Origin of the sequence: Streptomyces sp. NRRL B-1140, from assembly GCF_001280065.1 — a bacterium.
In the GTDB taxonomy this organism is placed as follows: domain Bacteria; phylum Actinomycetota; class Actinomycetes; order Streptomycetales; family Streptomycetaceae; genus Streptomyces.
This window is the reverse complement of record NZ_LGEA01000001.1, coordinates 195,066-218,016: the sequence shown is the minus strand read 5'-3', so window position 1 is coordinate 218,016 and position 22,951 is coordinate 195,066. Positions and strand designations below refer to the sequence as shown.

General features: G+C 72.1%; 21 protein-coding genes. 11 read left to right on the top strand and 10 right to left on the bottom strand.

Annotated features, from left to right (window positions below):
* The first annotated feature begins 52 nt into the window (after positions 1-52).
* The 4 genes from ADK65_RS00965 (at position 53) to ADK65_RS00950 (ending at position 3,569) form a co-directional block, all read left to right on the top strand.
* Complete coding sequence (locus ADK65_RS00965; RefSeq protein ID WP_053667820.1) at positions 53-1,177, top strand: ABC transporter ATP-binding protein; 1,125 nt, start codon at positions 53-55, stop codon at positions 1,175-1,177.
* The gene (locus ADK65_RS00960; protein WP_053667819.1) at positions 1,174-1,878 is read left to right on the top strand and encodes an ABC transporter permease; all 705 of its coding nucleotides are present in this window, start codon (positions 1,174-1,176) and stop codon (positions 1,876-1,878) included. Before ADK65_RS00965 ends, ADK65_RS00960 begins: the two co-directional genes overlap by 4 nt.
* Positions 1,875-2,540, top strand: a complete 666-nt coding sequence (locus ADK65_RS00955; RefSeq protein WP_053667818.1) for an ABC transporter permease — start codon at positions 1,875-1,877, stop codon at positions 2,538-2,540. Before ADK65_RS00960 ends, ADK65_RS00955 begins: the two co-directional genes overlap by 4 nt.
* A 72-nt stretch (positions 2,541-2,612) precedes the next feature.
* The gene (locus tag ADK65_RS00950; RefSeq protein ID WP_053667817.1) at positions 2,613-3,569 is read left to right on the top strand and encodes an ABC transporter substrate-binding protein; all 957 of its coding nucleotides are present in this window, start codon (positions 2,613-2,615) and stop codon (positions 3,567-3,569) included.
* 69 nt (positions 3,570-3,638) lie between these two features.
* On the opposite strand, the gene ADK65_RS00945 is transcribed toward ADK65_RS00950, so the two are convergent.
* From ADK65_RS00945 to ADK65_RS00925, 5 genes are all read right to left on the bottom strand, one after another.
* On the bottom strand, positions 3,639-4,223 hold the full coding sequence (locus tag ADK65_RS00945) for a GTP-binding protein (protein ID WP_053667816.1): 585 nt from the start codon (positions 4,221-4,223) through the stop codon (positions 3,639-3,641).
* Positions 4,210-4,569, bottom strand: coding sequence for a DUF742 domain-containing protein (locus ADK65_RS00940; RefSeq protein WP_053667815.1), 360 nt, complete (start codon positions 4,567-4,569; stop codon positions 4,210-4,212). Before ADK65_RS00940 ends, ADK65_RS00945 begins: the two co-directional genes overlap by 14 nt.
* Before the next feature lies 1 nt (position 4,570).
* The gene (locus ADK65_RS00935; protein WP_003993789.1) at positions 4,571-5,002 is read right to left on the bottom strand and encodes a roadblock/LC7 domain-containing protein; all 432 of its coding nucleotides are present in this window, start codon (positions 5,000-5,002) and stop codon (positions 4,571-4,573) included.
* Between the two features lie 14 nt (positions 5,003-5,016).
* Positions 5,017-7,530, bottom strand: a complete 2,514-nt coding sequence (locus tag ADK65_RS00930) for an ATP-binding protein (protein WP_053667814.1) — start codon at positions 7,528-7,530, stop codon at positions 5,017-5,019.
* A gap of 194 nt (positions 7,531-7,724) precedes the next feature.
* On the bottom strand, positions 7,725-8,735 hold the full coding sequence (locus tag ADK65_RS00925; protein WP_053667813.1) for a substrate-binding domain-containing protein: 1,011 nt from the start codon (positions 8,733-8,735) through the stop codon (positions 7,725-7,727).
* Between the two features lie 363 nt (positions 8,736-9,098).
* Here ADK65_RS00925 and ADK65_RS00920 point away from each other — a divergent pair, with 363 nt between their 5' ends.
* Entirely contained in the window at positions 9,099-9,446 is a 348-nt protein-coding gene (locus ADK65_RS00920) for an ArsR/SmtB family transcription factor (protein WP_053668002.1), read from the top strand.
* Positions 9,436-11,928: a magnesium-translocating P-type ATPase gene (gene mgtA, locus ADK65_RS00915; RefSeq protein WP_053667812.1), complete on the top strand. Its 2,493-nt coding sequence runs from the start codon at positions 9,436-9,438 to the stop codon at positions 11,926-11,928. The genes ADK65_RS00920 and mgtA overlap by 11 nt, the downstream gene beginning before the upstream one ends.
* Here mgtA and ADK65_RS00910 read toward each other — a convergent pair.
* A complete protein-coding gene (locus ADK65_RS00910) occupies positions 11,919-13,496 on the bottom strand; it encodes an LCP family protein (protein WP_053667811.1) in 1,578 nt (525 codons plus the stop codon). The genes mgtA and ADK65_RS00910 overlap by 10 nt on opposite strands.
* Positions 13,497-13,573: 77 nt before the next feature.
* Between ADK65_RS00910 and tatA the strand changes: the two genes are divergently transcribed.
* On the top strand, positions 13,574-13,819 hold the full coding sequence (gene tatA, locus ADK65_RS00905) for a Sec-independent protein translocase subunit TatA (protein WP_053667810.1): 246 nt from the start codon (positions 13,574-13,576) through the stop codon (positions 13,817-13,819).
* Here the strand turns inward: tatA and ADK65_RS00900 are convergent.
* From ADK65_RS00900 to ADK65_RS00890, 3 genes are all read right to left on the bottom strand, one after another.
* On the bottom strand, positions 13,776-15,020 hold the full coding sequence (locus ADK65_RS00900) for a cytochrome P450 family protein (RefSeq protein ID WP_053667809.1): 1,245 nt from the start codon (positions 15,018-15,020) through the stop codon (positions 13,776-13,778). The genes tatA and ADK65_RS00900 overlap by 44 nt on opposite strands.
* Positions 15,021-15,141: 121 nt before the next feature.
* Positions 15,142-15,600, bottom strand: a complete 459-nt coding sequence (locus ADK65_RS00895) for a DUF6114 domain-containing protein (protein WP_053667808.1) — start codon at positions 15,598-15,600, stop codon at positions 15,142-15,144.
* Positions 15,600-16,271: a DUF6230 family protein gene (locus ADK65_RS00890; protein WP_053667807.1), complete on the bottom strand. Its 672-nt coding sequence runs from the start codon at positions 16,269-16,271 to the stop codon at positions 15,600-15,602. The genes ADK65_RS00895 and ADK65_RS00890 overlap by 1 nt, the downstream gene beginning before the upstream one ends.
* Positions 16,272-16,904: 633 nt before the next feature.
* Between ADK65_RS00890 and ADK65_RS00885 the strand changes: the two genes are divergently transcribed.
* A complete protein-coding gene (locus tag ADK65_RS00885) occupies positions 16,905-17,546 on the top strand; it encodes a hypothetical protein (protein WP_053667806.1) in 642 nt (213 codons plus the stop codon).
* Positions 17,547-17,565: 19 nt separating this feature from the next.
* Here ADK65_RS00885 and ADK65_RS00880 read toward each other — a convergent pair whose 3' ends face one another.
* Positions 17,566-18,489 (bottom strand): lytic polysaccharide monooxygenase, encoded by a 924-nt coding sequence (locus ADK65_RS00880; protein ID WP_053667805.1) that lies wholly within the window; start codon positions 18,487-18,489, stop codon positions 17,566-17,568.
* A gap of 362 nt (positions 18,490-18,851) precedes the next feature.
* On the opposite strand from ADK65_RS00880, the gene ADK65_RS00875 reads away from it, so the two are divergent.
* The 3 genes from ADK65_RS00875 (at position 18,852) to ADK65_RS00865 (ending at position 22,837) form a co-directional block, all read left to right on the top strand.
* On the top strand, positions 18,852-20,651 hold the full coding sequence (locus tag ADK65_RS00875) for a S8 family peptidase (protein ID WP_053667804.1): 1,800 nt from the start codon (positions 18,852-18,854) through the stop codon (positions 20,649-20,651).
* Positions 20,652-20,941: 290 nt separating this feature from the next.
* Entirely contained in the window at positions 20,942-21,589 is a 648-nt protein-coding gene (locus ADK65_RS00870; protein ID WP_053667803.1) for a ScbR family autoregulator-binding transcription factor, read from the top strand.
* 57 nt (positions 21,590-21,646) lie between these two features.
* The gene (locus ADK65_RS00865) at positions 21,647-22,837 is read left to right on the top strand and encodes a damage-control phosphatase ARMT1 family protein (RefSeq protein WP_053667802.1); all 1,191 of its coding nucleotides are present in this window, start codon (positions 21,647-21,649) and stop codon (positions 22,835-22,837) included.
* Positions 22,838-22,951 lie beyond the last annotated feature (114 nt).

The following is a 22,951-nucleotide window of genomic DNA, read 5'->3' as shown; positions in this document are numbered from 1 at the left end:
CAGCCCGTACGACCCTGGCCAACGCTTCCGCCAACCGAAGGGCTCCGGCGCCTTGATACGGATCGAATCAGTCACCAAGCGCTATCCGGACGGCACGGTGGCTGTCGACCGGCTCTCCCTGGAGATACCCGACCGCTCGATCACGGTCCTCGTCGGACCCTCGGGCTGCGGCAAGACGACCACCCTGCGGATGATCAACAGGATGGTCGAGCCGAGCGAGGGGACGATCCTCCTCGACGGCGAGGACATCCAGCGCCGCCCCGTCACCACCCTGCGCCGGTCCATGGGCTACGTCATCCAGAACGCCGGCCTCTTCCAGCACCGCACCATCATCGACAACATCGCGACCGTGCCCCGTCTGCTCGGCTGGGGCAAGCGGAAGGCCCGGGCCCGGGCGGCGGAGCTGATGGAGCGGGTGGGCCTCGACACAGCGCTCGCCCAGCGGTACCCGTACCAGCTCTCCGGCGGCCAGCAGCAGCGCGTCGGCGTGGCCCGGGCACTCGCCGCCGACCCGCCCGTGCTGCTCATGGACGAGCCGTTCTCCGCGGTCGACCCGGTGGTGCGCAAGGGGCTTCAGGACGAACTGCTGCGCATCCAGGACGAGTTGGGCAAGACCATCGTCTTCGTCACCCACGACATCGACGAGGCGATCAAACTCGGCACGATGGTCGCCGTGATGCGCGAGGGCGGTCACCTCGCCCAGTACGCGCCCCCCGCCGAGCTGCTGTCCAGCCCCGCCGACGCCTTCGTCGAGGACTTCCTCGGGGCCGACCGCGGCATCCGGCGGCTGTCGTTCTTCCCCTCCGCCGGACTCCCGCTGACCAGCGGCCCGGTGATCCCGGCCGACGCCACCGCCGAGCGGATCGCCGCCGCCGACGCCCCCTGGCTGCTGGTCACCGACGCCGAGGGCAAGCCCCTCGGCTGGGGTGAGCGGGGCGACCTGACGGCCGGTGACATCAGGCCCGACCGGCTCGTCCCGCACGGACGGCCGTTCGTTCCCGGCACCGACTCCCTGCGCGCCGCCCTCGACTGCGCCGTCCTCTCCCCGGCCGGCTGGGCCGTCGCCGTGGACGACGCCGGGCGGGTGACCGGGGTGGTCGCGCAGGCGACCATCGGCGAGGCGATCCGCAGCGCCCATGCCGCAGGCCACGCCGACGTGGCCGAGGTCGCGTCGTGAACGGCTTCTTCGACATCCCGAGCGACCTCCAGCACAGCTACGCCGGCCTGATCGGCCTCCATCTGCGCGAGGCCCTGCTGCCCGTCCTGGCCGGCCTTCTTCTCGCGCTGCCGCTCGCCCAGCTCTGCGTCCGCTTCCGCTGGCTGTACCCGCCGGTGCTCGGCGCCACCACCGTCCTCTACGCCGTCCCGTCGCTGGCCTTCTTCGTCGTCCTCATCGACTACACCGGCCAGACCGAGCTGACCGTGATGATCCCGCTGGCGGTGTACAGCCTGGTGGTGCTCGTCCCGGCCATCGTCGACGGGGTGCGGTCCGTGCCCCAGGAGACCCTGGCCGCGGCCACCGCCATGGGCTTCGGACCCGTACGCCGTTACGCGCAGGTGCAGTTGCCGATCGCCGTGCCCGCCATCGTCGCCGGGCTCCGGGTCGCCACCGTCTCCAGCATCTCCCTGGTCAGCGTCGGCACCCTCATCGGCAACCAGGGCGCCCTCGGCAACCTCCTCGCCGACGCGCAGAAGTACGACCGCCCCGAACTGGCCGTCAACTCCGTCATCACCACGGCCGTCCTGGCCATCGCGTGCGACGCCCTGCTGGTGCTGCTGCGTCTCGCGCTGACCCCGTGGATGCCGAGCGGCACGCGCAGGCGCCCGAAGACCCCAGGGCGGCAGCCCCTGCCCGCCCCTCAGGACGTGACCCGGTGAACGTACTGAACTTCGTCAACGCCTTCTTCAGCGACGGCGCCCACTGGCACGGCTACGACGGCATCCCGCAACGCCTGCTGGAGCACGTCCAGTACTCCCTGCTCGCCCTGGCCCTCGCCGCCGCGATCGGCCTGCCCGTCGGGTTGCTGACCGGGCACACCGGGCGGGGCGGCAACGCCCTGGCCTTCCTCGCCACCGCGGCCCGCGCCCTGCCCAGCTTCGGCCTGCTGGTGCTGATCGTCATCGTGATGGGCTTCGGCCTGCTGCCCGTGATGATCCCCCTGGTCATCCTGGCCGTGCCGCCGATCCTCGTGACCACCTACGAGGCGGTGCGCACCGTCGACCCGTCCCCGGTGGACGCCGCCCGCGGCATGGGCATGCACGAGTCGCGGATCCTGTTCCAGGTCGAACTGCCGGTCGCGCTGCCGCTGATCCTGAGCGGTCTGCGCTCGGCGGCCATCCAGATCGTGTCGACGGCCACCATCGCCGCCTACGTCAGCCTCGGCGGCCTCGGCCGGTACATCGTCGACGGGCTCTACCAGCGCGACTACGAGAAGGTCGTCGGCGGTGCCACCCTGGTCGCCGCCCTGGCCCTCGTCACGCTCGCGCTGTTCTGGGCGGCGGGCCGGGCGGCCGTGTCACCGGGGGTGCGCCGGCGTTGACGGCCGGGTCTGTAACAAACCGTGACCAGGGCGCTCTTGACTGATCACAAAGCGGCTGGATTGGATCGGTGAATGACTTTCACCGCGAAGAGCAGCAGGTCCAGGACGAGGCACACCAGCGTGGCGGCCGTCGCGCTCACCGCCGCTGCGGCGCTCCTCGCGGGCTGTTCGTCCGGCGACTCCTCCGACAACCCACTCGAGGGCGAGAAGGCGAAGGCCGGCACCGTCGTCGTCGGCTCCAACAACTTCGCCGAGAGCACCCTGCTCGCCGACATCTACGGTGAGGCGCTCAAGGCCAAGGGCATCGAGGTCACCTACAAGCACAACATCGGCAGCCGTGAGACGTCGTACGGGCTGATGAAGAACGGCACCGTCACCGTGCTGCCTGAGTACAACGGCTCGCTGCTGGCCTACCTGGACCCCAAGGCCGGGCAGAAGTCACCCGAGGCGGTGAACGCGGCCGTCAAGGCCAAGCTGGACAACAGACTGACGCTGCTTCAGTCCTCGCCCGCCGAGGACAAGGACTCGGTCACCGTCAACGCCGAGACGGCCCGGAAGTACAAGCTCACCTCCTCCTCCACCCTCGCGGACCTCAAGGACGCCGCCCCGGACCTGGTGATCGGCGGTTCGCCCGAGTTCCAGACCCGGCAGCAGGGCCTGAAGGGCCTGAAGTCCGTGTACGGCCTGGAGTTCAAGTCCTTCAAGGCGCTCGACGCGGGCGGTCCGCTGACCCAGGCGGCCCTGGCCAAGAACACCATCCAGGCCGCGGACATCTTCACCACGGACCCGACCATCGTGAAGGAGAAGTTCGTCGTCCTGAAGGACCCGGAAAACCTCTTCGGGTTCGCCAACGTCACCCCGCTGGTCAACAAGAGCGGCCTGCCCCAGAAGGGCGTCGACGCGCTCGACGCCGTCTCCGCCAAGCTGGACACGAAGACGCTGCGGGAACTGGATCTGCAGGTGCAGCTGGAGAAGAAGGACCCGCTGGACGTGGCGACGGCGTGGCTGAAGTCGGCGGGCCTGAACTGACGGCCTGACGGCCTGACGGGAGCCCGGCCCGGACGAGCGCACCCGCCCGGGCCGGTCTCCTAGCGGCCCCTACGCCTGCACCGCCGACGCGATCAACTGGTCGATCAGGGCGATCAGCACGTCCCGGCACGACTCCCGGTCCCGGGCGTCGCACAGCAGCACCCGGACATGGTCCGGCACCGCCAGCGCCTCCCTGATCTCCTCGGGCGGATACGGGTGTTCGCCGTGGAAGCCGTTGACCCCTACGACGAACGGAATGCCGCGGCGCTCGAAGAAGTCGATCGCGGCGAAGCTGGACTCGGGCCGGCGCACGTCGATCAGGACCACGGCCCCGAGCGCGCCGAGCGCCAGGTCGTTCCACATGAACCAGAACCGCTGTTGCCCCGGCGTACCGAACAGGTACAGCACCAGTTTCCGGCTGAGGGTGATCCGGCCGAAGTCCAGGGCCACCGTGGTGGCCCGCTTCTCCTCGATGCCGTCCAGGTCGTCGATGCCCAGACCGGCCATGGTCAGAGGCTCCTCGGTACGCAGCGGGACGATCTCGCTGACGGAGCCGACCATGGTGGTCTTGCCGACGCCGAAGCCCCCGGCGATGAGGATCTTGACCGTGTCGGGTGCCGAAGACGCGTCAGGGGCAAGGTCAGAGCCGGCCAAGGCCGTCCCTCACTTTCTGCAGCAGGTCCAGGTCCGGGGAGGTTCGGGAGACGAGGCGCGGCGGGCGGACGGTGATCCGGCCCGCCTCCAGCAGGTCGCACAGCAGGATGACGACCACGCTCACCGGCAGGTCGAGCCGGGCGGCCAGCTCCGCCACGGCAACCGGCTCGGCGCACAGCCGCAGGATCCGGGTGTGCTCGGGCTGGCAACGGACCGCCGTGTCGGGTGGCGGATCGACCGCCGTGACCGTCGAGATGAGCGTGAAGTCGGCGCGGCTGGGCCGGGTCCGGCCACCCGTCAGAGCGAACGGCCTGACCAGCCGGCCCGCCGGATCACCTACGTCCACCTCACACGCCGGGATCGGCGACGGGGCCGGCCATGCCCCGGGGTGCCGCGCTGAGGTGCTCGCCGATCTTCTTCACCAGCATGTTCATCTGATAGGCCACCACCCCGACGTCCGCGCCCGGGCCGGTCAGCACGACCAGATGCGCGCCGGGCCCGGCGGAGGTCAGGATCAGATAGCTGTTGGCCATCTCGATGAGCGCCTGGCGCACCGGACCGCCCCGGAAGTCCATGCTGACGCCCTTGCTGAGGCTCATCAGCCCGGACGCGGTCGCCGCGAGCCGCTCGGCGTCGTCGCGCAGGAATCCGGTGGACTTGCTGACCACCAGGCCGTCCTCGGAGAGCACCACGGCCTGGTTCACGTCGGCGACCCGCTCCACGAGTCCGGTCAGCAGCTGGTCGAGCTGGGTGTGCGTGGCGGGGATGGGGCGTGTCATTGCGGTGTCCTTCGTCAGCGGTCGGCGGGCGGAGTCGGGGCGACGGGATCGGTGGCGGCCCGGCGGGGAACCGGGGCCGTCTCGTCGGGGTGGGGCGGCTCGGCGTCGTCGTCACGGGCCCGGAGCGTGCCGCGCTGGAAGCCGGCCAGGGAGGACGCGGCGGCCTCCGCGGTGAAGTCGTCGAAGGAGCCCGCGTCGTCGGCCGGTGGGGTCTCCTCGCGCAGCTCCTCCACCAGGCTGGTCTGCGGCACCCTGCGGGGCAGCGGGGCGAGACCGTCCCGGCGGGGGACGACCTCGCGGCCGGCGGACGGGGCGGTGGCGGCGGTGCGGGCCGTGACGAGAGGTCTGAGCGCGCGAACGGACCCTACGGCGCCCCCGGTTCCGCCCGGCGCCCCGGCGCGCTGCGGCGCCCCGCTCGGCCCGGCGTCCCTCGCGTCCCGTCCGTCCACGGCCTGCGGCCCGGCCGGCGCCGCCGGCCCGTCCTCCTGGGCGTCGCCGTCCTTCGCGCCGCCGCCCGTTCCTCTCGGGCCGGCCGGGGCCGCGAGCTGGTCCGGACCGGTTCCGGCGGCGGCGCGCTGCTGCGGCGCCGCGCCGTCCGCCGGCTCGCGCACCACGATCTCGTGCGGGATCAGCACGATCGCCGTGGTCCCGCCGTAGGGCGACGCGCGCAGGGTGACGGCGATGCCGTGCCGGCGCGCCAGCCGGCCGATCACGAACATGCCCAGGCGCAGGTCGTCGGCGAGCGCCACCACGTCGAACTGCGGGGGCACCGCCAGCTGTTCGTTGAAGGACGCGTAGTCCTCCTCCGACATGCCGAGGCCCCGGTCCTCGATCTCGACGGCCAGGCCCTTGGCCACCATCTGGGCCCGCACCGTGACGGAGCTCGGGGCGGGGGAGTACGCGGTCGCGTTGTCGATGAGCTCGGCCAGCAGATGGATGACGTCGGCGACCGCGGGCGGCGCGACGCACACCTCCTCCTCGGTGAGCACCTCCACCCGCTGGTACTCGGCGACCTCCCCGACCGCGCTGCGCAGGATGTCCATCAGCGCCACCGGCTCGCTCCAGCTGCGGCCGGGCCGTTCGCCGCTGACGATGACCAGGTTCTCCTCGTACCGGCGCAACTGGCTGGCCGTGGAGTCCAGTTCGTACAGGCCCTTGAGGATGTCGGGGTCGGTGTGCTCGCGCTCCAGCGTGTCGAGCTTGCTGAGCTGGAGGTTGACCAGGTTCTGGCTCTGCCGCGCGATGCCCAGGATGATCTTCTGGAAGCCGCGCCGGGTGTCGGCCAGTTCGACGGCGGTGTGCACGGCCGTGCACTGGGCGGTGTTGAACGCCCGCGCCACCTGGCCGAGTTCGTCGTGACCGTAGTCCAGGGGGGTGGTCGCCGACTCCGGGTCGACCGTCTCGCCCCGCTCCAGCCGGGCCACTACGTCGGGCAGCCGCTCCTGGGCGAGGTCGACGGCGGCCCGGCGCAGACCGCGCAGCCGCCGGGACAGCGAGCGGGTGATCCGCCACGACATGCCGACGCACAGCAGTAGAGCGAGCAGCCCGCCGGCGCTCAGCAGGGCCGCCTTGAGCAGCAGGGCGTCCGCCTTGTCGGCGCTGCGCTGCAGCAGGCTCGCCGTCTGCTGCTGGATGAGGGCCGTGTACTGATCGGACAGCCTCGCCATGGCGGCGGACCACTGCTTGTGCGCGTCCGGCAGGGCGATCCGGTCGGTGCTGCCGCTCGTGTTGCGCGAGGCCAGCACCCGGTCCTCGACGGACTGCAGCGTCTGCCAGTCCCGGCTCGCCAGGATCCGCTCGGTCTGTGTCTTGGCGCCGCCGGTCAGCTGCGGCACGACCTGGTCCTGGACCAGCCAGCGCCGCGTGTTCACCAATTCCGTGAACTGCGTCCACGTCTTGTCGTCCAGGTGCCCGGTCGGCCAGGCCAGGGTCAGCTGCGCGTCCTCCCGGGAGACCAGCTCCGCCGCGTGCTCCAGACCGACCAGCGGACCGGCCTGCGAGGTGAGGTCGCCGTCGTCGACCTGGGACAGCTCCTGGAAGGCGTGGATCTGGTCGTCGATGATCGACGAGTACTGGTCCAGCGCCTGCTGCGCGGTGATGTCGGTCGGGTGGTCCACCTGGTCCCGGTAGTACTCCAGGCTGCCCACCGAGCCCAGCACCGAGTACAGCCGGTCGGATATGCGCGCGGGCGCCTTCTCGATCGCGTCCGCCTGCCCGACCAGTTTGGCCACCGCCTTGTCGGTCTCCTCGCGCTGGGCGTCGAGGGCCGCCCGGGAGCCCTTCGCGGAGGACAGCCAGGCGGCCGACAGGCTGCGCTCCCGCTGCAGGGCGAGCGTCGCGTCGGTGCCCATGGCGCCGGTCGACCGGCTGAGCTCCGTCTGGTCGCGCAGCCGGAGGCCCTCCGAGAACATCTGGATCGTCGTCACGCCCCACATCGCGGCGAGGGTGACGCTGGGCACGAGGGTTAGGAACACCAGGGAGAGGCGTATGGAACCGAGGCGGCGCCGGGCACCTGTCCGTCGAGGCATCGTCGTCCTAGGGCGATCAGCGGGAGCTGAGGAGCGGGGAGGAGGGGGAGAGGTCGGGGGGTGTGGGGGACGGGCGCGGCGGTGGTGCCGTCCCGGGTGCGGCACATGGGATGCGCAGGATGTTATCCGTACAAGTGGGCATGTGGGCCGGGCCTGACCGAATCTTTGGCGACACCGTCACAACACGCGCCCGGTCACCGGGTCCCGGCAGCCGCGAACCGTGCCACAGCGGACACGTTCGACCTGGTCACGAACGCGGGGCCGGTGAGCACCGGCGCCGTTCCACCGCCGCTGACGTTGCCGTTGGTCCGGTACAGCCACAGGGCGTCCACCGCCAGGTAGCCCTGGAGGTAGGGCTGCTGGTCCACGGCGAATTGCACCTCACCGCTCTTCACCGCCTCGACCAGGTCCCTGTTGAGATCGAAGGTGGCGACCTTGGCCCGGCTGCCGGCCCGCCGCACGGCCTCGACGGCACTGAGCCCGTACTGGGCGCCCAGGGTGACGACCTCGTCGATGCTCGTGTCCTGCCGCAACCGGGCGGCGATCGTGGCGGTCACCGCGTCCATGTCGCTGCCGTCCACGTACAGGTTGTCGGTGTCGCCGCGGAACGTCTTGCGCATTCCGGCGCAGCGCGCCTCGAGCGCGACGTTGCCCCGCTCGTGCACCACGCACAGGGCGTGCCGGGCCCGGACGTCGTCCAGCTTGTCGCCGACGGCCCGGCCCGCGACGGACTCGTCCTGGCCGAAGTACTCCAGCAGGCCCGCCGGCCGCCAGGCGTCGATGCCGGAGTTGAGCCCGACGACGGGGATGCCGGCCGCCCTGGCCCGGGCGATCGGGCCCCGCATCGCCGCCGGCTTGGCCAGCGTGACCGCGATGCCGTCGACCTTGTCGCGGACCGCGTCCCGCACCAGCCCGGCCTGCGCGGCAGGGTCGGCGTCGCCCGCGTACGTCAGGTCGACGCCGTCCTTGGCGGCAGCCGTCTCGGCGCCCCTGCGCACCAGGTCCCAGAAGGCGTCACCCTTGCCGCCGTGAGTGATCAGGGCGACCTTCATCCCGCCGCCCGGTCCGCCCGCGGCGTTCCCGCCCTCCGCCTCGTCGGCCACGCCCAGGGCGGAGCAGCCCGACACCAGCAGACACAGGGCGGACAGCAGGGCCGCGACACGGATGCCTCTGCCGGAGGTGTGGGGCGGGCAAGCAGTGTTCATGGGGGGTGGACCTCGCTGTGCGGCCGAGCAAGAGCAGGGTGAGAGCGCAGACGGGACCGCAAAGACGCACCGGTCGGATGACTCTCGCTGGCCCGGAGCCAACCGTGTGTGACCACTGGTCGTCAAGTGAGCGGCGACGTGCCGTGAGTTGATGCTGCCGCATCGTGATGATCTGTCCGGCCGGTCGAACAAAGGGAGGTGTCGAGGCTCTCACCTCGGCTTTTCCATACCGTCTGGGCGGTTCGGCCGACCCCTCGCGACGGGCCCGACGGCCTCGGGGAACGCTCGCCGCGATGGTCTTCCGGGCCCGCCTAGACTGAGGCGGCGCACAGGGCGGGGCAGGCGACGGAAGGGGCGGTGACGGTGGCGGCAGCCGGCGGTGGTTTCGAGGACCCCTCCGAGGACGTGCTCGCGCAGGCGGCCGCGTCCTTCGCTCTGCTCGCCTCGCCCGCCCGGCTGCACATCGTCTGGGCGCTGGCGCAGGGCGAGAGCGATGTGACCGGACTCGCCGAGCGGGTGGGCGGCGCGCTGCCCGCGGTCAGCCAGCACCTCACCAAGCTGAAGCTGGCCGGGCTCGTCCGCTCCCGCCGTGAGGGCCGTCGGCAGGTGTACTACGTCGACGACCCCGACGTCGTCGAGGTCGTGCGGCTCCTGGTGGACCGGCTCGCCGACCGAGCTGCTCCGGCGCCCCGCCGCCTCCATGGCCTCTGAGCCCGCCGAGGGCACCACACTGGAGGTGCTGCGGCGGCTGGAGTCGGGGCCCCGCGGGCTGACCGACACGGAAGCCGCCTCCCGGCTGGCCGAGTCCGGCGAGAACACCCTGCCGGACCGCCGCACCCCCTCCTGGCCCCGCCGGTGCGCACGCGCCCTGCGCGACCCCTTCACCGCCGTACTCCTCTGCCTCGGCCTGGTGTCCGCCGCCGTCGCCTCCTGGGGCACCGCCGTGGTGATCCTCGCCCTGGTCGCGGTCAGCTGTGTGCTGCGGGCGAGCGGGGAGCACCGGGCCGACCGGTCCCTGGCCGCCCTGCGCGAACTGGTCGCGGGCACCGCCACGGTGCTGCGCCGCGCCGACCCCGCCGGGCAGCCGGAGCCCCGGGAGGTGCCGGTCGCCGAACTGGTCCCCGGCGACGTGCTCCGGCTCGGTCCCGGTGATCTGGTCCCGGCGGACGTACGGCTGCTGCGGGCCCGCGGGCTCATGGTGCAACAGGGGGCGCTGACCGGGGAGTCGGCGCCGGTGGCGAAGCGGGCGGCCGACGTCGACGCCCCCGGCGAGTCCCGGCTGTGCTTCCAGGGCAGCACGATCGCCTCCGGCAGCGCCACCGCCGTCGTCACCGCGACCGGGGCGGCGACACGGTTCGCCGCCGCTCACCGGGTGCCGGACGCACCCCGGCAGGGCGGTGCCTTCGACCGGTCCGTGCACGGCATCTCCTGGGTGCTGATCCGGTTCATGCTGCTGACACCGCCGCTGGTGCTGATGGCCAACGCCACCCTGCGCGATCGCGGCCTGGAGACACTGCCGTTCGCCGTCGCGGTCGCCGTCGGGCTGACACCCGAGATGCTGCCGGTGATCGTCACGACCTGTCTGGCCCGGGGCGCGGCCCTGCTCGCCCGAGCGCACGCCGTCATCGTCAAACGGCTGCCCGCGCTGCACGACCTGGGCGCGGTCGACGTGCTGTGCGTCGACAAGACCGGCACCCTCACCCAGGACCGCCCGGTCGTCGAACGGGCCCTCGACCCGGCCGGCCGGGAGGATCCCGAGGTGCTGCGCTGGGCCGCCGTCGGCGCCTGGTGGACCCTGCAGCTCGCCGAACTGCCCTCCCCCGACGCCCTCGACGAGGCCCTGCTGGAGGCGGCCGGGCCGGCGGGCGAGGAGTACGACGGGGTGGACGCCGTGCCGTTCGATCCCGTCCGGCGCACCTCGACGGCGGTGGTGCGAGGCGGCCTCGGACAGCACACCGTCGTCCTCACGGGCGCCGCGGAAGCCGTCCTGGAACGCTGTGCGACAGCGCCCGGCGAACACGAGCGGCTGCTCGCCCTCGCGGCCCGGGAGGCGGACGCCGGGCTGCGGGTCCTGGCCGTGGCCACGGCCGACCGTCCCGCCGGGCCCCGCACGGCCGATGCGCGCGGTATGGCCTTCCGTGGCCTGGTCACCTTCCGGGACGCCCTCGCCCCCACCGGCGCCGATGCGCTGCGCGCCCTGGCCGACCGCGGTGTCACCGTGAAGGTGCTCACCGGCGACCACCCGGCCACGGCGGCCCGGGCCTGCCGCGACCTGGGCCTGGATCCGGGGGAGGTGCGGACCGCCGCGCAAGTCCCCGACGGCCCCGGCGACGCGACGGTCGTCGCCCGCTGCACCCCCGAGGACAAGGCCCGCCTCGTCACCGCGCTGCGCACCGCCGGGCACACCGTGGGCTTCCTCGGTGACGGTGTGAACGACGTGGCCGCGCTGCGCGCCGCCGACGTCGGCATAGCACCCCGCTCGGCCGTCGACGTGGCACGGGAGAGCGCCGACGTCGTGCTCGCCGACAAGGACCTCACGTCGATCGGGCACGCGATCACGGCAGGCCGGCACGCCAGCGGCAACATCGCCTCGTACCTGCGCGTCACGCTCTCCTCGAACCTGGGCAACGTCGTCGCCATGCTCGGTGCCGGTCTGCTCCTGCCCTTCCTGCCGATGCTCCCCGCCCAGGTGCTCGCGCAGAACCTGTGCTTCGACGCGGCCCAGCTCGCCTTCGCCCACGACCGTCCGGGCGCTGCGGCCCTGCGCGGCCCGGCGGTGCTGAGGCCGCGCGCCTTCCTCCGGTTCGCCCTCGGTTTCGGCATGCTCAACGCGCTCGCCGACCTCGCCACCTTCGCCGTCCTCGCGCTGGCGCTGAACGGCCCCGACGCCGTGGACGACGAGGCCGTGTTCCATTCCGCCTGGTTCACCGAGAACCTGCTCACCCAGGCCGCGGTGATGCTGCTCCTGCGTACCGGCCGGCGCGACGCGGCGGGCCGCCCGCCGGGCCCGGTCGGCCTGGCGGCGGCCGGCCTCGCCGCCGTCGGCCTGCTCCTGCCGCCGAGCCCTCTCGGGGCGGCCCTCGGCATGACGCCGCTGCCCGCCGCGTACTACCTGCTGCCGGCCGTCGTCCTCGGCCTGTACGCCCTGGCCCTGGCGGCGGCCCGCGCCCGGCACCGGCGGCGTCAGCCGTAGGTGAGGTTCGAGCAGGGGTTGTCGTCCGCGGACCTGGCCCCGTCGGCGATCTCGGACGGCACGGCCGTCGGCGCCGGGGACCCGGAGGCGCCCGCCTCCGGGTCGTCCGCGTAACGCTGCCCGAGGACGACGCTGATCCCGCTGCCGGTCGTGGACCGGAGCTCCGCCCCGGGGAAGGCCCGTGCCACGGTCCGGGCCTTCTCCTCCTGGCCCGGTCCGTACTCGACCAGCGTGGTCGTGTGGTTTTGCTCGGCCGCCGTCGCGGTGCCCGTCACGGTGAATCCGTCCCCGGTCAGGGTGGCGGCGGCGCGGGCGGCCAGGCCGGGGACGGCGGTGCCGTTGTAGACGGTGACGTCGACGCCCTCACCGGAGACCGGCGCGGGGGAGGCGGAAGAAGCTCCGGAGCCGGATGTTGCGCCCTTCTTCCCGTCGCCCTTCTTCCCGCCGGCGTTCTTCCCGTCGATCGTGCGGTCGGACCGGAGCGCGGCCCACAGGGCGTCCGCGTCCGGCTGGACGATCGCCACCCGCGATCCCTCGTAACGCCAGGGCAGGGTGACGAACTTGGTGTTGTGCAGGTCGATGTCCTTCAGGGACATCGCGAAGGAGATCAGTTTGTCGGCGGAGCCCAGGCCGGGGTCCACGGTGAGTGACTTCGTGGCGGCCTCGGCCAGCGGCAACAGCTTCGTGGGGGTGAGGCCCTTGCTCTTGACCTCCTTCAGCAGGCTCGCCACGAACGCCTGCTGGCGTTTGATCCGGCCGATGTCGGAGCCGTCGCCGATGCCGTGCCGGATCCGGACGTAGTCCAGCGCCTTCTGTCCCGACACGGTCTGCTCGCCCTTGGGGAAGAGCAGCCTGCCCGGGGCGGTGAGATGCGGGTCGAGGTCGTTCTCGTAGACGTTCTTCGGCAGGCACACCCGCACGCCGCCCACCACCTCCGTCAGCTCCGCGAAGCCCTTGAAGTCGACGACGACGGTGTGGTCGACGCGCAGCCCGGTGAGCTGTTCGACCGTGTTCTGGGTGCAGGCCGGGTTGCCTTCGGGGGTTTGGCCGACCGAGTAGGCGGCGTTGAACATGGTGTTCGGCATGGCCCTGGTCCAGGTGCCGTCGGGCCGTTTGCAGGGCGGGATCGTGACCAGCGTGTCACGGGGGATGGAGACGGCGATCGCGTGCCGGTGGTCGGCGTAGACGTGCAGCAGGAAGGCGGTGTCGGAGCGGCCCACGTCGTCCTTCTCGCCGCCGCCCAGCGCGTTGTTGCCGCCGGTGCGGGTGTCGGAACCGATGACCAGGACGTTCTCGCCCTTCGACGAACCGGCGTCCGGGCGGTTGTCGGAGAGTCCGCCGGAGTCGAACGTGCTGATGTCGCCGTCCAGCTTCAGATAGAGCCAGCCGGCACCGCCCGCGGCCAGGACGAGCAGCGCCAGGGTGATCAGGAGGGCGGTGCGTATGCCTCCGCCGCGGCGGCGTCCGCGCCGGCGCCCGCGGTCCCGGGGCGCACCCCGGCTGCCGCGTCCGGTGCCCCCGCTCCGGTGCCGCGGCGGATCCGTCGTCCGATTGCTGGTGACCGTCATCGGCGTCCGTTTGCCTCTCGCCCGTGGGTTGTACAGTTGCGCAATGTAGCAACTGTCGACGAGAGGGAGGGCAGGACGTGCTGCGCAACGGACTGGAGCCCTGGCACCTGCTGATCGTGGCGATCGTCGTGATCGTCCTGTTCGGATCGAAGAAACTGCCGGACACGGCGCGGTCGCTGGGCCGCTCCATGCGGATCCTCAAAAGCGAGGCCAAGGCCCTGAAGGAGGAGGGCGCCGCGGCGCCGGAGTCCCCGGACGCGGCGCCCGCCGCACCGCCCGTCAGCCGGTCAGAACCGGCAGCGACCGATGGCCGTGCGAGATGAAGGAATCCACCGGCGCAGGCCCGTCCGCCGGCGCGGCGAGCGTGAGGCCGGGGAACCGCCCGAACAGCGCCGGCAGGGCCACGCGCGCCTCCAGCCGGCCCAGCGGGGCGCCCAGGCAGTGGTGGACCCCGTACCCGAAGGCCAGATGATCCTTCGAGGCCCGGGTGACGTCGAAGACGGCGGCGTCCGGGCCGTGGTGCTCCGGATCGCGTCCGGCGGCGGCGTAGGCGGCGAGGATCGCCTCTCCCTTGCGGATCACCATCCCGTCCGGGCCGCCCAGTTCGCCGAGGGGGAGGTCCTCGACGGCGTACCGCAGCGGCAGGCTGGCCACCGGCGCCTCGGCCCGCAGGGTCTCCTCGATCACGTCGTCCCAGGAGGCCCGCCCCTCGCGGACGTGCGCGAGCTGGGCGGGGTGGGTGAGCAGCGCGTGGACGGCGTTGTCGAGGAGGTTGACCGTCGTCTCGTGACCGGCGCTGATCACCAGCATCAGCGTGTCGAGCAGCTCCTGCTCGCTGAGCCGGGTGCCGCTCTCCTCCTCGTGGGCCGAGATCAGCGCGGAGGTCAGGTCGTCGGCGGGTGCGGCCCGCTTGGCGGCGACCAGTTCACCGAGGACGGCGTAGAACCGGGCGTAGATGTCGGCGACTTCCGCCGCGTCGGCCGAGGTGTGGAAGACGCCGTCCACCACGACCCGCAGCTCGGCACCCAGATCCTCCGGCAAGCCGAGCAGTTCGCCGATGACCTGGATGGGGAGCGGATAACAGAACTCCTCCCGCAGATCGACCGCGTGGCCGTCGGCCCCCGCCTTGGCGATGCGGTCGAGGAGCGCCGTGGTGATCTCCTCGATCCGGGGCCGCAGCGCCGCGGTGCGGCGGGCGGTGAACGCCTTGGAGACGAGGGTGCGCAGCCGTTTGTGCTCGGTGCCGTAGGCCGTGAACATGTTCTGCACCGCGACCCACGTGTACAGCGGCCAGTCCGGTGCGACCTCACCGTCGATCCAGCGCTGCCAGTGCCGGCGCGGGTCCTTCGACACCCGCGGGTCGGTGAGCAGCCGCTTGAGCAGCGGCGCGCTGCCGACCGCCCAGGCCGGGACACCGTGGGGGAGTTCGACGGGCGTGACGGGTCCGCGCTCACGGATCCGGGCGGCCTCGCCGTGGATGTCGCGGCCGGTCGGGTCGATCACGATCGGGCGGCTGAACTCCATCGGACGCTCCCTGGGCTGACGGCTGATCGGGCGGCGCGCACGCCGGTGGCGTACGCGTGACACGTCCAGCCAAGTGGCCGCGGCCGGGCGGCGCCAGGGGATGGGGGACGGCTGACCTGATTCAGGCGGTCTGGCCGGTCTTCGGCTCCAGCGGCGGTGGCACGGCCCGCGCGGCCCTCGCCTCCCGGCGGCGCTGCCTGCGGCCGACACGGGGTTCCTGGTCCGGGAGCCAGCCGAAGGCGAGGCAGCTGCCCACCAGGCCCAGGAGCAGGCCGACGAAGAAGCCGCCGAGGTTGGAGGTCAGCCAGGTGCCCAGGGTGACCAGGACCCCGATGACCGAATAGAACAGGCGCTGGGCGGGGTTGAAGAGGATGAGCACGCCGCACAGCAGCATCACGGCCGGGAGCAGGTAGCCGGCCAGACCCTGCATGCCGACGTGCAGGATGACGTCCAGCGACGCCTTCAGCGTGAGCAGCACCTCCAACCCGCCCAGGGCGAGCAGCAGCCCGCCCCAGAACGGGCGGCCGGCCCGCCACTGCCGGAAGGCGGGCCGGACTCCCTGGCGCGGACCGCGCGACATCAGCAGCCCGATCCGCTGAAGCCGAGCTTCAGACCGGGCAGCTTGAACACACCTGCCGTCGTGGCGTAGTTGGTCTGCCGCAGGTTGGCGATGTGCACCGTGTCGGACTGCTGGCTGAACACGCCCTTGGGCCCGCGGCCCTTGGGGCCCGCCTTGTTGAGCGTGCTGGCGTCGTTGCCGATCTCGATGTTGGTGAAAGCGGCGTCACCGGTCAGCTCGGTCGAGTCGGTGGTCAGATCGCTGGCGGTGACCTTCTGCGCGCCCTCACCCGCCCGGATGACCAGGTTCGTGCCGCCGAGGTCGACGCTCTGGCACAGCTTGGAGAGGGTCGCGTTCTTGATCACGGACGTGACGACCAGTACCTGGCCACCGGTGTCGCCGGCGTTGGGGCTGCCCTCGGCCATCTCGTCCAGGCCGCCGAACTGCGCGAAGCCGGTGCCGTTCAGCTCGGTCGCGGTGACGGTGAACGGCATGCCGGAGATGGCGAACTGCACGCCCAGCGCCCCCTCGGCGGTGAGGACCGCGAGGCCGGCGGCGGCCAGGGTGGCGGGCACCGCCATCACGGCGGCGCGGCGCGCCCGGACCCGCCCGCGTCGCGCGGGAGCGGCCTGGGCGTCGGGGGCGGTGGCGCCGTCCGGTCTTTCGGGGGTGTGCTCGGCGGAGGAGGTCATGTGTGCTCCAGGTACATGTCGGTGCGGATCGGACTTCGGTGGCACGTTGCCCTGGCGCGGACATCGACCGCGTACGCACGTCTCTCGCAACTCCCGGAGGTCGCAAGGGCTTTCTCGTTACGCCGCAGTAGCCGTTCAGGAAGTTACCGGGGGTTACATGAGGGGTCAAGGGAAGTGTGAACAAAGAGTGTCGATGGCGCGCAGAGGGTGAGCCGCCCGTGCCCCACAAGGCGCAGCCCCCTTACAACTCCCCTGCAAGACCTTGACGTTGACGGAGGCGCAGGTCTACAACTCTCCTCGTCCCACCGGATCCGTGGCGCCGGATCCGTCACCCGGCACGTCCCCGTGTCCCGGACCCGCCCGTCCCCGTACGGGCATCTCGTCGCCCGGTGCGTCCGCACGGGCTTTCCCTCGCCCGAGCCCACGCCACGGCATGGCCGCTTTCCCCGGCGACGTGCCACCAGCCACCCCCCCCGCCCGGCCCGGCCGGAGGTCCCCTCCCGTGTGAGCCTCCGGCCGGTGTCCGGTCTGCCGTTGCCGGCCCGTCACGTACGGAGAAGGCGTGACGAGCCGGCAACGGCGGGCGCCCGGCGCCACCCCCTCACCCCCCGCTATGGAAAGAGGTACACCCGCATGCGTACGCGCACCCTCCTCGCTTTCACCGCCGCCGTCGCCGCCCTGGGCCTCGCCGCCCCCGCCTCCGCGGCCGACACCCCCGTCCTGACCACCGCCGACGGCGCGGCCGTCGCGGTCGGCGACGTCCTGGACGCGTCCCTGGCGAGCGGCACCGCCGCCACGTTCTACTCCAGCGCGACCGGCACCAGCGGCATCTCCTGCACCAAGTCGGCGTTCTCCGCCACCGTCACCGACAACCCGGCCGCCCCCGGCACCGCCACCGAGTCCCTGACCTCGCACAGCTTCGACACCAGCGGCTGCACCACCAACGTCGTCGGGGTGCTCGGCGTCAGCGGCATCACCGTCGACAACCTGCCCTACACCACCAGCGTGTCCTCCGGCGGCACCGTCTCCGTCACCCCGGCCGCGGGCTCCACCGTCCAGTCCACGGTCAAGCTGCGCACCCTGCTCGGCAGCGTCACCTGTGTCTACCAGGCCCCCGGCCTGACCGGCACGGCGAGCAACGCCGACAACAGCATCGCCTTCACCAACCAGCAGTTCACCAAGGTGTCCGGTTCGTCGCTGTGCTTCGCCAACGCCTTCTTCACCGCCAAGTACGCCCCGGTGACCAAGGGCGGGGTCGCCGTCAACGTCAACTAGCCGGTCCCCGGACCCTGATTCAGCGCCGCCGTAGCCGTACGGCCAGGGCGGCGCCGCCGGTGAGCAGCAGCACCGCCGCGGCGCCGCCCGCCAGCATGGGCGCGGACGGGCCGGAGGCCGGGCCGGAGGTGGTGGCCACCGGGGTGTGGTCGCCTTGCGGCGCGGGCCCGGAGGAGTGCGCGGCGGGGCTCGCCGCCGGCTTCTGCTGCTCCTTCGCCTTCTCCGGCTCGTTCTTCTTCCCGGCCACCCTCTCCTCCGGCTGCTCCTTCTTCTTCTCCTCCTGCTTCTGCGGCTCCTTCTTCGTCTCCGGGAACACCACGTCCGAGCACGAGTAGTAGGTGTCCGGCGTGCTGCTGTTCTGCCAGACCGTGTACAGCACGTGCCGCCCGGTGCGGTCCGACGGCCACGTCGCCTTGAAGCGGTACGCGCCGTCCGTCAGCGCCGGATCCGTCACCTGGGCGAACGGCTTGCCGGGCAGGTCGGACCAGGACAGCGGCCCGGCCGGGTCGTAGCCCGGCTTCGTCAGATACATGCGGAACGTACCGGTGTGCGGGATCGTCGAGACGTACCGCATCCGCAGGGTCGCGCCGGGCGTCACCCGGGTCGACGGCCAGTCGGCGCGGGCCAGATCGAGGCCCCGGTAGGCGGGCAGACCGCCGCTGCACAGCTTCCCGTCCGGGACGACCTGACGGTCCCGGCCGTTCACGTTCGCCACCCGCAGGTTGTCCCACGCCGTGAAAGGCGCTCCGTTCGCCGCGACGGCCGCACGGCAGGCCGCCGTGCCCGTACGGTCACCACCCTCGGGCGAACAGGCCACCACCCGGCTCATCGGGTCCGTCGGAGCACCGTGCGCCAGAGCCGGCCCCGCCGCCCACAGCGGCAGCAGCAGCGGGGTCACGAGGGCGGCCGCGAGTGCGGCGCGGTGTGCGGTCATGCGAGGCATCCGTCTGCTTCTCCTCGGCCCGGACGGCGACGTTCGGTAGTGCAGTACGGGAAATCGGCCCGACGCGTTCATCACGCCACGACCCGCTCGAAAAGGGGTCATCGAACGCCCGACTGCCCGCCATAGAGGGTGCTGTTCCCGCCCGATCGAGGGTTTCCCCCGTATCCCGCTGACCTTCTCTTTGCCTATCGTTCGACCACAGCTGACCCACCGGTAACCCCGAACGGGCCCGCTTCCACTCCACGCCTGGCCGGCCATCGCGTCGCTCTTCGCTTTTCGAACCACCCCCCTGCGCTTCGAGGACGAAGCGAGTCCACCGCCGCTCCGCCCTGCCCGGAGTCCGGCCACGAAAGGCAACGACCGTGCGTACCTCCCCAGAGCTCAGACGGAAGCTGATATCCGTCGCCGCCGTCTCCGCCGTCCTGCTGACCGCAGCCCCCGCCTCGGTCGCCGTCGCCCAGGAGTCCGCTCCCCGCCCGGCCGCGGTCCCGGCCGCCCAGACCGAAGCGGCCCCCGGCGTCCAGGCCGAGCGCCTCATCGTCGGCTACAAGTCCGGTGCCGGCGAGGCCGAGTCCGACAAGGCCGCCGCCGCCGACGCCGCCGCCAAGGCCGAGAAGACGGGCGAGGAGATCGACTTCCAGCGCCGCCTCGGCACCGGCGCCGCCCTCGTCGAGCTGGGCAGCGACCCCACCCGCGCCGATGTCGCCGATGTCGTCGCCCAGTACCAGGCCGACCCGCAGGTCGCCTACGTCGTCCCGGACCGCCTGAACAAGCCGACGGCCATCACGCCGAACGACACCGAGTACGGCAAGCAGTGGGACCTGTTCGAGTCCACCGCCGGCATGAACGTCCCCGGCGCCTGGGACACCACCACCGGCAGCGGCGTCACCGTCGCCGTCATCGACACCGGCTACGTGGCCCACTCCGACCTGGCCGCGAACATCGTCGGCGGTTACGACTTCATCTCCGACACCGCCGTGTCCGTCGACGGCAACGGCCGTGACAGCAACCCGGCCGACCCGGGCGACTGGTACAACGACAACGAGTGCGGCCAGGGCATCGCCGCCTCCACCTCCTCCTGGCACGGCACCCACGTGGCCGGCACCATCGCCGCCGCCACCAACAACGGCAAGGGCGTCGCCGGTATCGCCTACGGCGCGAAGATCTCCCCGCTCCGCGTGCTCGGCAAGTGCGGCGGCTACGACTCCGACATCATCGACGCCATCACCTGGGCGTCCGGCGGCACGGTCTCCGGCGTGCCCGCCAACACCAACGTCGCCAAGGTCATCAACATGAGCCTCGGCGGGGGCGGCGCCTGCTCCTCCGCGACCCAGAGCGCCATCAACGGCGCCGTGAACCGCGGCACCACGGTCGTCGTCGCGGCGGGCAACGAGAACCAGAACGTCTCCAATGCCTCCCCGGCGAACTGCAGCAACGTCATCGCGGTCGCCGCGACCAACCGCGCCGGCAGCCGGGCCTCGTACTCCAACTACGGCTCGCTCGTCGACATCGCCGCCCCCGGCGGTGAGACCCGCACCTCCACCGCCAACGGCATCCTCTCCACGCTGAACTCCGGCACGAAGACGCCGTCGAGCGAGAACTACGCCTACTACCAGGGCACCAGCATGGCCACCCCGCACGTCGCGGGCCTCGCCGCGCTGATGAAGTCGGCCAACTCCGCCCTCACGCCGGCCCAGATCGAGTCGGCCATCAAGGCCAACTCCCGTCCGCTGCCCGGCACCTGCTCCGGCGGCTGCGGCGCCGGCCTGGCGGACGCCGCCAAGACGGTCCAGGCCGTGAAGGGCGGCACGTCCACCGGCACGACGTTCTCCAGCACGACTTCCGTCGCCATCCCGGACAACGGCGCCGCCATCGAGTCGCCGATCACCGTCAGCGGCCGCAGCGGCAACGCCCCCGCCGCCCTCCAGGTCGGCGTGGACATCACCCACACCTACCGCGGCGACCTCGTCATCGACCTGGTCGCCCCGGACGGTTCGGCGTATCGCCTGAAGTCCGCCGCCTCGGACTCCGCCGACAACGTGAACACCACCTACACGGTGAACGCGTCCAGCGAGGTGGCCAACGGCACCTGGAAGCTGCGCGTCCAGGACACCGCGGCGCAGGACACGGGCACCCTCAACAGCTGGAAGCTGACCTTCTGATCCCTGTGATCCTTCTCCCAGGACTCTGAACGAGGCGGGCCACAGAGCGGGCGGGCCGGCCGGTGCGGATGGGGCACCGGCCGGCCCGCCTTTACGTATGGCCCGACATCCCCCACAGTTAGATACCGAACCCGCTGTTTCTCCTCACCGGTTGCGCTTGTTTTGCCGGATGTGCACCCACTTTCCGGCGCACAGGCGTGATGAGCGCCGTCTCAGGGTGAGTTATCGTGTACGGGGGGTAAAAACAAACGGCATGACCCGTTCATTTCTGTCCCGGGAGAGTTCAGCCGATGGCGAGGCAGTTGCGAGCCGAGCAGACCCGCTCGACGATCATCACGGCCGCCGCTGACCTGTTCGACCGTCGCGGCTACGAATCGACCAGTCTCAGCGACATCGTGGAGCACGCGCACGTCACCAAGGGTGCCCTGTACTTCCACTTCGCGGCGAAAGAGGATCTCGCCCACGCGATCCTCGAACTGCAGTCGCACACCGCCCGCCGGCTGGCGACGGAGACCGACAAGCGCGGCCACACCTCCCTGGAGGCGCTGATGCGCCTCACCTTCGGCATCACCCGCATGTCCGTCGAGGACCCGGTGCTGCGGGCCGGGCTGCGGCTGGCCACGGGCGGGATCCGGCCCCGGCCGCCCCTGAACCACCCGTTCACCGAGTGGCTGGACCTCGTCACGGCCCGGCTCGTCGGCGCGGTCAAGGAGTCGGACGTCCACCCCGACATCGATATCGACGTCGTGGCCCACTCGTTGGTCTGCTTCTTCGTCGGCACCCGCGTCGTGGGGCGCTCCCGCGAGCCCGTCGCGCGGCAGCCCCGCAGGACGGCCGAGATGTGGACCATACTCATCCGCGGCCTGGTCCCGGTCACCCGCCGAGCCCGCTATCTGAGCCTGGCGGCGCGCCTCGAGCGGGAGCTCGCGCCGGTGTGAGCCGGGCGCCGGACCGTTCTCCACGCCGCGCCGGGCCCGCGCGTTACGGTGAGGCCCATGCCCGACACACCCTCCGCACCCCTGCTTCTCGGCAATCAGCCGGGCTCGTTCCCCCACAGTGTGCTGGCCGAGCGGCACCCCGCGATCATCCGGCAGGTCCGCGAGGCCTTCCCGTACGAACCCGCGCAGCACCGCGCCCTCGACGAACTGCTCGCCAACTGCACCGAGGGCGCGATCGAACCGCTCCCCGCCAACGCGCACGACCGGGACCAGTGGGAGAGTTGGGGGCTGCGCGAGTACACCGGCCGCTCCTGGTTCGACGTGCCGTGGCTGTGGTCCGAGAGCTGGTTCTACCGGCGGCTGCTCCAGGCCGTCGGCTGGTTCGGCCCGGGCCCCTGGCAGGGCATCGACCCCTTCCGCCCGTTCAAGCTCGCCGAACTCGACTCCGCCGACACCGACGACGAACTCGCCGCGCTGGACGACCTCGCCGACCGCCCCGCAGCCGAACAGGAACAGGCCCTGCTGCACGGCTCCCTGTGGGGCAATCGCGCCGACCTCGGCTTCCGCCTCTCCGCCGAAGGCGAGCGGGCCGCGGACGCCGCGCCCGGCCTGGTCGCCGACGACAGCGACCGGCTCCGGACGCTGCTGGACGGCGCCGACGGGGGCACTTTGTGCCTGGTCGCCGACAACGCGGGCCGTGAACTCGTCCCCGATCTCCTCCTCGTCGCCCACCTCCTTCGAACCGGCCGCATCGGCCAGGCGGTCCTGCACGTCAAGCCCTGTCCGTACTACGTCTCCGACGCCACCACCGCCGACGTCGTCGACGCGCTGCGCCGCCTGACCGGCGCCGGGGGAGCGGCGGCGGCGTACGGCCGGCGGCTGTGGTCCGCCCTGGCCGACGGCCGCCTCGCCCTGCGCGCCCACCCCTTCTCCAGCGCGCCCCTGCCGTACGAGGAGATGCCCGGCGACCTGCGCGCCGAGTTCGCCTCCGCCGCGCTCACGATCGTCAAGGGAGACCTCAACTACCGCCGTCTGGTGGGCGACCGGCTGTGGGCGCCGACGACTCCCTTCGCGGACGTCACGGCTTACTTCCCCGGCCCGGTCGCCGCCCTGCGCACCCTGAAGTCCGACGTGATCACCGGCCTCGAGGCGCACACCGAGGCGGCCCTGGTCGCGGCGGAGGAGCAGCGCTGGCGCACCAGCGGCACACACGCGCTGATCCAGGTACGGGAGCCCGGTGAAGGGTGAGACGAGATCAGGGGTCGCGGAGGAGCGCCGCACGTACCGTGCAGGCTCCCTCGGCCCCGATTCACGCGATAGTGTGATCATGTCCGGTCCGGCGGATGTCATCGCCGGACGCCG